The following is a 10,203-nucleotide window of genomic DNA, read 5'->3' on the forward strand; positions in this document are numbered from 1 at the left end:
AAAGATTTGATATTGAGGAGATGTTCCGAGATTTTAAGTCGGGAGGCTATAGCTTAGAAGGTTCTCAATTAGCACCGAAATACCTATCAAAGCTGATAATTGTTATAGCTATCGCCTATACAAGTGCCACACTACAAGGTAAAAAAATTAAGAATATGGGAATCCAAAAATATGTCACAAGACCTGAAAAAAGATATAAAGGTCAACGCAGACACAGCAGTTTTTATGTGGGTCAACATCTCTATCATTGGCTCCAGCTACATCAAATGTTCCAAAAAAATATAGAAGAGCTAATGCAAATTAGCCGCTATCGGTTGAAGGATTACATCAAAGGACAAAGAGCGATATCGCTTGCCCTATCTACCTTCTAGCTCGCTTGTCCCCCTCTCAGGCCTAAGACCTACTTTGCTTATAGCTTGAATCGTGTAAACTAAGAGATTTCGTCCTTTTTTTTGCTCCTTATAGCCAGGAATTTTGGGTTTTCCTAGAAATTTATCGGGGTGACTTTTAAACTCCGATGAAGCGGCAAAAAATGATTGCCAGTTTTTGTCTAATCCTCTTAAAACTTGTTGGGAAACTTTAGCGGGTAAAGCTTGATACTGTTCTGTCTTTTTCATGAGAGAGGCCATCTGATTATAGGTCAAATAGCCATGACCATAAATGAAGTTTTGTCGGATTAAATAATTGGCTGAGTTGTAGAGATTTTTAGACTGCCAAGATAAATGATCTATCTCAGCCCAAAATCGATATCTTTTCTTGATAATGTGTCTTTCTGCTACTAACATTATTATCCGTTGTCTTTTAACTCAGCGTCGGGTTTTGAAGGGTTGTCATCCGTTGTGATAATTGTACCAGAAGGCAATTGATAACCTGTTAAATTTCCTTGTTTCCACCATCTCCAAGCCGTTCGATAACTTATTCCTGTTTTTTTTGCCTAGTCCGATAGTTTTGTCTGTACATATTACCGTGAATGACTATATATGACCATATTTGTATTGAAACTTTACAATACCTAATGGCTAAATCAGCCGTATAGTCCCAATCCCTTGCAGAAGTCCCAATCCTAGACAATTGTATCAAACTCTGACAGGAGAAAAACTTGACGACGGCGGGAATAGCTGCCCTCATACCAAATTTCTAAATCCATGACAGACATCCACGCTCGAATGCTTGCTAAGCTTGCATTCGTTGTGACGCAAATAAAGAAAAATGGTATCAGTCGTTGGGGACGATAAGCATCGGAGGCTATTTGGTTATCTCTTTAGTCTAGCGATCGCTCCGACTTGATACGTTATGACAGCAAATTAAATAGAGCATTCATTCGATCGCACTCAAGCGAGGGACTTCTGCTGACGCTAAGTTAAAATTATAAAAAGCCCACACTCCCAGAAAGCCATTTATTTTTTACAATGGAAGATTACCTGGATTATTTTTGCGGGGGGGCGATCGGTGATTCTCAATTTTTCCCTAAGGATTGTAGCGGCCAAAGGCAGACTATTCTGTAAGTTTTCACTCTACAAAACCTATCGGGTGGTCAGTAGCGCCCCCGTCGATGTCCTCTGGCAAAAATTAATCAATGTGGCCGATGTCTCTTGGCATCCTTTGATTGCCAAGGCTGATGTTCCCCTGGGTTTAATCGCTAAACCGGGGTTAATCTATCAAGCTGTCACCCGTCTGACTCCCATTCCTATCCGGGTTTTCGTGGAAAATGTCCGCCCTGGGGAACTCCTCAGCCTCAGAGTTCTCGCTATCCCCGGCATGGAACAGAAAATGACCTACCAAGTGGAATCAACCCTCTGTGGTAGTTATATTTCCTATTCTGTCACCCTGCGCGGTTGGCTGTCCCCGTTTATCTGGTGGTTAAGTCGTCCCTATTTAGCCAAAGTCGCCGCCCAACTAGCCCACGCTGCCGAAGAATTAACGGCCTAAAAAAAAATTCCCCTCCATTGTGCTAATAAATAATCTGCCAAGGGTCAAGATCTAAGTCACAATAGTATATGGATAGACTTAAACAAAATTTTAGTCAGCTACATTGGTACATATAGTCTACTGATATCATCCCGACGAGTTGAGCGCAACAACCTCAATCCGCCGGGATGAACTATCTCTAGAGACTTTACTGATGAAGTAAGCTCTACAGGAGGGAATTATGGGGGAATTAAACACAGCCGAACTTCTAGTTAAATGTCTAGAGAATGAAGGGGTCGAGTATATTTTTGGGCTACCCGGGGAAGAAAACCTCGATGTTTTGGAAGCCCTAAAAAACTCCTCGATCAAATTTATCACCACCCGTCACGAACAGGGCGCGGCTTTTATGGCCGATGTCTATGGACGCTTGACGGGAAAAGCGGGGGTTTGTCTCTCCACCTTAGGACCGGGGGCGACTAACCTGATGACAGGGGTAGCCGATGCTAACCTGGATGGGGCACCCTTGGTGGCCATCACCGGCCAGGTGGGAACCGATCGGATGCACATTGAATCCCATCAATACCTGGATCTGGTGGCCATGTTCGCCCCGGTGACGAAATGGAATAAACAAATCGTCCGGCCAGGTATCACCCCAGAAGTGGTACGGAGAGCCTTTAAAACCGCCCAAAGTGAGAAACCGGGGGCAGTTCATATCGATCTTCCTGAAAATATCGCCGCTATGCCTGCCGATGGTAGTCCCTTGCCCCTCGACAGTCAGGAAAAAGTTTATGCTTCCTATCGGACTTTGAATATGGCGGCGGTAGTGATTTCTAAAGCCAAAAATCCCTTGATTTTGGCGGGAAATGGGGCAATTCGCGCTAATGCTAGTGAGGCTTTAACGGAATTCGCCACGGCCTTGAATATCCCTGTGGCTAACACTTTTATGGGTAAGGGGGTGATTCCCTATACCCATCCTCTGGCTCTTTGGGCGGTAGGATTACAGCAACGGGATTTGATTAGTTGTGCCTTCGATCGCAGTGATTTAATTATCGCTGTTGGTTACGATTTAATCGAGTATTCCCCGAAAAAATGGAATCCAGACGGGAAATTACCGATTATTCACATCGGCATGACTCCGGCGGAAATTGACAGCAGTTATGCCCCGGTGGTGGAAGTGGTGGGTGATATCACCGATTCTCTCATCGATATCCTCAAACGGGCCGATCGCCAGAATAAACCAACTCCTGTCACCGCGGGATTAAAGACGGAAATTCGGGCCGATTACGAAACCTATGCCAATGATACGGGTTTTCCGATCAAGCCACAAAAATTGATCTACGATCTGCGTCAGGTGATGGGACCGGAAGATATCGCTATTTGTGACGTGGGCGCTCATAAAATGTGGATGGCCCGCCATTATCACTCCGATTGTCCTAATACTTGCATTATTTCTAACGGTTTCGCCGCTATGGGTATTGCTATCCCTGGTGCGATCGCCGCTAAGTTAGTTCATCCCGATAAACGCATTGTGGCGGTGACGGGAGACGGCGGTTTTATGATGAATTGTCAGGAATTGGAGACAGCTTTGCGGGTGGGAACTCCCTTCGTCACTCTCATCTTTAATGATGGCGGTTACGGTTTAATCGAATGGAAGCAGTTAAACTATTTTGGGACCTCTTCTTTTATTAAGTTTGGTAATCCCGATTTTGTTAAATTTGCCGAAAGTATGGGATTAAAAGGCTATCGGGTGGAATCTACTCAGGATTTGATCCCGACACTAGAGGAGGCTTTCCGGCAAGAGGTGCCTACGGTGATCGATGTTCCCGTCGATTACGGTGAAAATCTGCGTCTTTCCCAAAAATCGGGCGATCTAAGCTGTCAGATTTGGGAATAGAAGTTGATAGCGGCAAGCAACCCCCTCGGTAGCTTGCCGTTAACTTCTCGAAAAAAATCCCCTAACTGAAATTCAGTTAGGGGGAAGTAATTAGGTTGGCTTTGGTAACGTTAGAAAACCCGATCTAGAATAACCATTCTAGAACCGCCTCATCTTTAGTGTTGGTATTGCGAGAGGGGGTTTCCCGGGTAAATTTCATGTGGATAGAACGATTTTGTTCACCATCGGCGGCCACGGCCATAATCGGATAATCGATTAAACCATCTTGGAAGGACATCTGATAGCGGAAAGTGCCATCGGGATTGAGTTTAATCGGACGACCACCGATAGTTACGGTGGCATCGGGTTCGGTGGCACCATAGACGATTAATTCTGCATCGGCAACTAACCAGAATTTGCGCGGACGTTGTAGGGTTTCCGAAGCACCCATACCGATACCAGAAGCAGTGATCCCGATACCGGAAGCGGTTAGTCCCGATACCGTGGGAACTGCCCACATACCAACCCCGGAGGGGAATACATAAGAACTGATCACTTCCGACATCGGTACGGAACCAGCGACGTGCTGCATGGAACCAAACAAGGAACCGGCCACCCGTAAGGCCTCCATATCGCCGACACTCTCGAAAATTTGGTCGTAGATAGGGCTTCCGGTGGTTCCGGTGCTGCTGTCGTAGCGTTTGCTGGGGGGGACGAGTTCGTAAACAGTTTTACCCACCAGTTCTTCTTCCCAGTTAACGGTGACAAAAATATCTTCAATCCAGTCGGAAGGATAGACGGGAGGAATGCGGACTAAAGGAGAACGGGCCAAAACTAACCAACGACCATCAGCACAACGATAACCGATATCGATAACATAATCTCGATCGCTGACCGGAATCGGTAAATACCATTCCCGGGCTAATTCATCACAGAGATATTCTTGGACGCTATGCGCGCCTTGGCTATTGATATCGATATCGGTGACATCATAAAGACGCAGGGCTAACTGTTGTCCTCCTTGACGACGGAGATCTTCTTTTGATTCGTTGGGGATATCCCAGTAAGCATAGGCCCACTGAGGATCGCGAGGTAGGAGGGTAATGCGATTTTCACCGTAGCCACCGGGCAGATCTCCTAAACCATCATCCACTGAACCTAGAATATCTTCGATCGGGTTAGCTTGACCTAATTCAAATTTTGCTGCTTCCACTGGTTTTTCCTCTTTAATAATAGATTTAAAATTGCCGCTTACTCCCATAGCTTGGGTAATTGCCTCGATTAATTGCGTTTTCCGCATCCGACTGTAACGAGAGATGCTGTATTGACTGGCAACTCGTCGTAGTTGCCGCAAGGTCATCTCATCTAAGGGGGGGTATTCTGGAACCATGAGTTGACGCTCTCCGATTAGTTACGACGGCAAATGTTTTTGGGCATTTGCAAAAGCAGTGATCTGGGTAATCCTTCCAACTACTCATCGATTGCTTTGTGAACAAGAGACCCACTCGATGGGGATCAAGGGAATCGCTTGTTATAAATACCTATTAAACAGCAAGATTCCGATTTTGACCAAGTACATTGTCATGGTTTCTTGACTAAACCGCCAAACCCTTGATCCCAAAGAGATTGTTATATCAGGAAGTTTTGATATGCTGTGCTGCCTTGAAACTGTAGGCGATATTTTAGTACAAGTGAACTATACTAATTACTGATTACTGATCACTGATTTGTACTCCGATCCCGATCGCCTGTAATCTGATATTGAGACTTTTAGTTAAGGAGACTGAACCGCTTGGCTACTCGTGTGATTATTGTTCGTCATGGACAAAGCAGTTATAACGCAGAGCAGAAAATACAAGGTCGCAGTGATGGCTCGGTTTTGACGGAAAAAGGGCATCTGGACGCGGAAAAAGTAGGAAATGCCCTCAGTCAAATCGATATCGCCGCTTTTTACTGTAGTCCTCTCCAAAGAGCCAAATCTACTGCTGAGGTGATTCAGTCTCGTTTAAATCACTCTCCCGTCATTCAACCCACTTCGCAGTTACTAGAAATCGATCTGCCTATCTGGGAAAATATGGTCAAAGAGGAGGTAAAAGCTCAATACCCCCAAGAATATCGGGATTGGCACCAAAAACCTCATGAATTTAAGATGATACTGCCCGATGGTCAGGAACATTATCCCGTTCTCTCCCTCTATCAACAAGCGCAGGATTTTTGGCGAGAAATTATTCCCCAACACGAGGGCCAAACTATCCTCATTGTTGCCCATAACGGCATTAATCGCTGTTTAATCCTCAGTGCCATCAGTATTCCAGTTTCCTTATACCATTCCCTCCAACAATCTAACTGTTGCGTTAATGTTCTCAATTTTACGGGTGATTTTGGTGATCCTGTCCAGGTGGAATCCCTCAATCAAACGGCACACTTAGGGATAGCTTTACCCCCACCGCGTCCTCCTTTCCAAGGATCGAGGCTGCTGCTGGTGCGTCACGGAGAAACCCAATGGAATCGGGATAAACGTTTTCAAGGTGTGCGTGATATTCCCCTCAATGATAATGGCAAAGCCCAAGCTGAGAAAGCCGCCGAATTTCTGCGAGAAACGGCGATAAATCACGCTGTCACCAGTCCTTTATCCCGTCCCAAGGAAACTGCCCAAATTATCCTGCAATATCACCCCAATGTCACCTTAGACACCCAAGGGGATCTGACAGAAATCTGTCACGGACTTTGGGAAGGCAAATTAGAGGAGGAAATTGAAGCGAGTTTCCCCGGGATGTTAGAAGACTGGAAAAATGCCCCAGAAACCGTGCAAATGCCGGAAGGGGAGAATTTACAGGAAGTTTGGGATCGAGCGATCGCTTGTTGGCAGCAAATCGTTAAAACCTATAGTAATAGTGATAGTCCTAAGACAATTATGGTAGTAGCTCACGATGCCATTAATAAGGTGATTCTTTGTTATTTATTGGGTTTAAAACCCGCTAATTTCTGGAATATTAAACAGGGAAATGGCGCGGTTAGTGTTATCGATTATCCTAAAGGAGTTGACTCTCAACCAGTCCTGCAAGCAATTAATATTACCTCTCATCTAGGAGCGGGAATACTCGATCGCACGGCAGCCGGCGCTTTATAACAGTTATCGGTTATCAGTTATCAGTGGGTAAGTTAACAGTTAACAGTTATCAGTATTCAGTATTCAGTATTCAGAAGATTGCTTTTATTTATTCTTCCCAATTCATAATTCATAATTCATAATTACGGCTAACTAGAAGCTAAGTACCTAAGCAAAATTAATTACACATTTCGATAAAGCTTTTGCCTATTGCCTATTGCCTCTTGCCTATCTTCACTAGGAAATTTATTTTGCACGACTACTTAATTGATTCTCAATCTGTCTAACTACCGTTAGTGCCGAATAGCTGACTCCGGCAGTGCCTTCTCCCGGATGGGTGGAATCTCCTACTAACCAAAGATGGGGGATCGGAGTGCGCGTCGCTACGCCAAAAGGGCCAAAAGTGGACAGTCTTTGACCAATACCGCCGACAATGCCCTGATTTCGCCCCGTAAACCGTTCAAAAGTGCGAGGAGTAGCTGATTCGATGTGAACGATGTGATCAGGACTAAGATGGAAATAATTACCGAGACGCTCGATCGCCTCTTGGGTGTATGCTGCTTTTAATTGCTGATAATTATCTTCTCCTTTTCGCCACCAAAGACTGGTATCGGTGAAGGAAGAAGCAATAATCGTCGCTTTTCCCACTGGAGCGCGGCCATCCCCTTCTTTACTCACGGAAACAAACAAAGAGTTATTTTCGCCGATTATGCCATCGTAATCGTAGAGGAATTGCAAATGGGGGGGACAATCGGGGGGAATAGCAGCGCGATCGACTCCTAAGTAAACCACAAAAGCAGCGGATGCGGGGGGAAGTTTTTCGATTCTCCGGTGATAAAGACTGGGAATGGCTTCGCGATCGATTAATTGTGGTAAATTTTGGATCGGGATATTAGCGACAATCTCATCGGCCATTTCTGGATGTATTTGGCCATTTTTTTGATTTCTGACGATAATTCCAGTGGCTTTTCCCTTTTCTGTCAGTATTTTTTCTACTGTGTGGCGCATTTGCAATTTACCGCCGTATTTTTCCAAAGCTGTTACTAGGCGATCGCTTAATACTTGCATACTACCCTGAAGGTGGGATAAACCTTGGGGAGACTGAGAAACTGCTAAAGCGGTGGCGGCATAAAGTAAAGCGGTTTCATCGGCAGTAACTTGGGAATAAAGCTTTAACTGGAGATCAAGGAAAGTTTTTAGGCGTTTATCCCTCTCTAAGCCGTATAATCGCAGAGCATCCCCCACAGTCATCAAAGTAAAGGGGAAGGTAATGGCAGTATCTACACGCAAAGCGGCGATTAATTGCCCTAAATCCCACCAGTTGCGCGGGGGTAAAACTGGATCGCGACTTTGAAAACGCCAACTTGCCTGAAAGAGTTTTTGTAATAATTGCCAAAAAGGTTCGCTGCCCGGAAATTGTTTTTGTCTTTCCTCTTGCCACTTTTGCCGATCGCGCCAGACATTAATCGGATTGGTTTCCCCCGGCAGAAAAACGGCACAGGCGGGATCGCAGGGGACAGAATCGGGTAAATCTATCCCTAATTCGGCAAAAATGCGCTGATGAATGCCCCCTACTTCTAATCCTGCCACTTGAGTTGCCCCCACGTCAAAAGTAAAACCCCGACGGGAAAAAGTCGAGGCACAACCCCCGGGGACAAGCGCCTGATCATATACTGTGACTTGATAACCTCGACGCGCCAATAATGCCGCCGCCGTTAGTCCGCCAATCCCTGCACCAATAACGGTAATTCGCGTCATTTTCTTAACAATTATGGCTCTTCTAGAGTAGTTATGATATGTTAGCAAAAAATAATCGACGCAAGCCTTGCCAAGTAAGGCTCACCAGAATTCAAAAAAGCAATTTTAATAAAAAAAGCTTTTTGCTTTGTTGGATTCCAGGCTATTTAAGGGTTTAGGCTCATTTAAACTACTAATTAAGGAAACTCTATGAACCAAGAATCCCTCGCTTTTAAGGACGAGAGTGTCAATACCTTAGTGATTTGTACTGGTTTTCATGATTCTAGATTGACGGAGGATTTTTTAGGACATCTGGGGAGCAAATCGGTCAAATTACGCTCCTATATTATTATTTCTCCTTTTTCTTGCTTAAATGAAGCTTTTTTACCCAGAGAAGACCTAACCTTGATTGGGTTTAGTGCGGGGGTGGTAAATGCGATCGCTTTAGCCTATTATTGGCAAGCTCAAGGGGTGAAAATTCGAGCTTTAATGGCTCTGGACGGGTGGGGAGTGCCATTAATCGGTAATTTTCCCATTTATCGCCTTAGTCATGATTATTTTACCCATTGGAGTTCCTGTTTATTGGGTAGCGGTGGAGAAAATTTTTATGCGGATCCCCCTGTAGATCATCTTAGCCTCTGGTCGTCCCCCGATCGAGTGACCGGTTGGTCTGTCAATGGTAATTTTGTCCAACGCACCACAGCGTTAACTTTTTTATCTAAAATCGGTTAGGCAAGAATGAATTAAGTATAATTGGCCAGTCGCCTCCCTATCTTTCCTATTTCTTTACCGCTGCCGACTAATGAGTACACCAGTTCTGAGTTCTTCGATTCTCTTGGTGGGAATTGAGGAGAATATCGCTAAACTAGCTAGTGCGAACTTGCAAGAAGCAGGTTATCGTCCCCTGATTGTGCCTAGCATTGATAGCGCTTTCCCAGAAGTGGAAAGTTGGCAGCCAGCGATGATTATACTCGATCGCCTCCTCGCGGCGGAGGCCGGTGTAAAGTTTTGTCGTCGTTTACGTTCCCAGGGAAGTCGCGTTTATATTATTTTATTAGTATCTCAAGAAACTCTAGAAGAACGTCTCGCCTGTTTGGAAGCGGGAGCCGACGATTATTTTCTCAAACCCTATAATTCGCAATCTTTCCTCAAATTAATCCGTTTTTACCTGCAACCGATGGAAACTATCCCCGAACAATTGCGCTTCGGTGACTTAGTATTGGATTTAGCCACTCGTCGTCTCTCCTATAAGAACAAAAATATTGAGTTGACGATGAAGGAATTTGAACTGCTCCGCTACCTGATGATTCACCCGAAAGAAGTATTATCAAGGGATCAAATTCTCGAAAATGTCTGGGGAGATGAATTTCAAGGAGAATCAAACGTTATTGAGGTATATATTCGCTATTTACGCCTGAAAATGGAAGCTGGTGGTCAAAAACGCCTCATTCATACCGTGCGCGGTGTCGGCTACGTTTTACGCGAATCTTAACAGGAGATAGGAGCCGGTCGTCGGTCGTCAGGAGATTATTTTTATTTATTTTCCCCACACCCTACACCCCACACCCCACACCCC

Annotated in this window: 8 protein-coding genes and 1 pseudogene; 6 read left to right on the forward strand and 3 right to left on the reverse strand. The window is 45.0% G+C overall.

Features of this window, described 5'->3' with window-relative positions:
* A pseudogene (locus PN470_RS15445) lies at positions 1–371 on the forward strand (IS4 family transposase); the annotation flags it as partial.
* On the opposite strand, the gene PN470_RS15450 reads toward PN470_RS15445, so the two are convergent.
* Positions 357–785: a transposase gene (locus tag PN470_RS15450; protein ID WP_271939252.1), complete on the reverse strand. Its 429-nt coding sequence runs from the start codon at positions 783–785 to the stop codon at positions 357–359. The pseudogene PN470_RS15445 and the gene PN470_RS15450 sit on opposite strands and share 15 nt — an antisense overlap.
* 664 nt (positions 786–1,449) lie before the next feature.
* Between PN470_RS15450 and PN470_RS15455 the strand changes: the two genes are divergently transcribed.
* The gene (locus tag PN470_RS15455; protein ID WP_002782775.1) at positions 1,450–1,929 is read left to right on the forward strand and encodes a hypothetical protein; all 480 of its coding nucleotides are present in this window, start codon (positions 1,450–1,452) and stop codon (positions 1,927–1,929) included.
* Between the two features lie 220 nt (positions 1,930–2,149).
* On the forward strand, positions 2,150–3,802 hold the full coding sequence (locus PN470_RS15460) for an acetolactate synthase large subunit (RefSeq protein WP_016515359.1): 1,653 nt from the start codon (positions 2,150–2,152) through the stop codon (positions 3,800–3,802).
* A 124-nt stretch (positions 3,803–3,926) separates the two neighbouring features.
* Here the strand turns inward: PN470_RS15460 and PN470_RS15465 are convergent, their stop codons facing one another.
* The gene (locus PN470_RS15465; RefSeq protein WP_016515358.1) at positions 3,927–5,171 is read right to left on the reverse strand and encodes a DUF4912 domain-containing protein; all 1,245 of its coding nucleotides are present in this window, start codon (positions 5,169–5,171) and stop codon (positions 3,927–3,929) included.
* Positions 5,172–5,573: 402 nt separating this feature from the next.
* Here PN470_RS15465 and PN470_RS15470 point away from each other — a divergent pair, with 402 nt between their 5' ends.
* Positions 5,574–6,911, forward strand: a complete 1,338-nt coding sequence (locus tag PN470_RS15470; protein WP_272104766.1) for a histidine phosphatase family protein — start codon at positions 5,574–5,576, stop codon at positions 6,909–6,911.
* A gap of 225 nt (positions 6,912–7,136) precedes the next feature.
* On the opposite strand, the gene crtD is transcribed toward PN470_RS15470, so the two are convergent.
* A complete protein-coding gene (gene crtD, locus PN470_RS15475; RefSeq protein WP_271939263.1) occupies positions 7,137–8,648 on the reverse strand; it encodes a C-3',4' desaturase CrtD in 1,512 nt (503 codons plus the stop codon).
* Between the two features lie 189 nt (positions 8,649–8,837).
* Here crtD and PN470_RS15480 point away from each other — a divergent pair, with 189 nt between their 5' ends.
* Together PN470_RS15480 and nblR are read left to right on the forward strand one after the other, a co-directional pair.
* Positions 8,838–9,359 carry a hypothetical protein gene (locus PN470_RS15480; RefSeq protein WP_272104767.1) on the forward strand — a complete coding sequence of 174 codons (522 nt, stop codon included), beginning with the start codon at positions 8,838–8,840 and terminating at the stop codon, positions 9,357–9,359.
* Positions 9,360–9,429: 70 nt separating this feature from the next.
* Positions 9,430–10,119 carry a response regulator transcription factor NblR gene (nblR, locus tag PN470_RS15485; RefSeq protein ID WP_002744217.1) on the forward strand — a complete coding sequence of 230 codons (690 nt, stop codon included), beginning with the start codon at positions 9,430–9,432 and terminating at the stop codon, positions 10,117–10,119.
* The last annotated feature ends 84 nt before the right edge of the window (positions 10,120–10,203 follow it).

Origin of the sequence: Microcystis sp. CS-574 (assembly GCF_028329095.1) — a bacterium.
Classification (GTDB): Bacteria; Cyanobacteriota; Cyanobacteriia; order Cyanobacteriales; family Microcystaceae; genus Microcystis; species Microcystis ichthyoblabe_A.

What these genes read in the sequence shown, in the direction of transcription:
- PN470_RS15450 (WP_271939252.1), bottom strand. Translation starts at nt 785, where the DNA reads ATGTTAGTAGCAGAAAGACACATTATCAAGAAAAGATATCGATTTTGG.
- PN470_RS15460 (WP_016515359.1), top strand. Translation starts at nt 2,150, where the DNA reads ATGGGGGAATTAAACACAGCCGAACTTCTAGTTAAATGTCTAGAGAAT.
- PN470_RS15465 (WP_016515358.1), bottom strand. Translation starts at nt 5,171, where the DNA reads ATGGTTCCAGAATACCCCCCCTTAGATGAGATGACCTTGCGGCAACTA.
- crtD (WP_271939263.1), bottom strand. Translation starts at nt 8,648, where the DNA reads ATGACGCGAATTACCGTTATTGGTGCAGGGATTGGCGGACTAACGGCG.
- PN470_RS15480 (WP_272104767.1), top strand. Translation starts at nt 8,838, where the DNA reads ATGAACCAAGAATCCCTCGCTTTTAAGGACGAGAGTGTCAATACCTTA.
- nblR (WP_002744217.1), top strand. Translation starts at nt 9,430, where the DNA reads ATGAGTACACCAGTTCTGAGTTCTTCGATTCTCTTGGTGGGAATTGAG.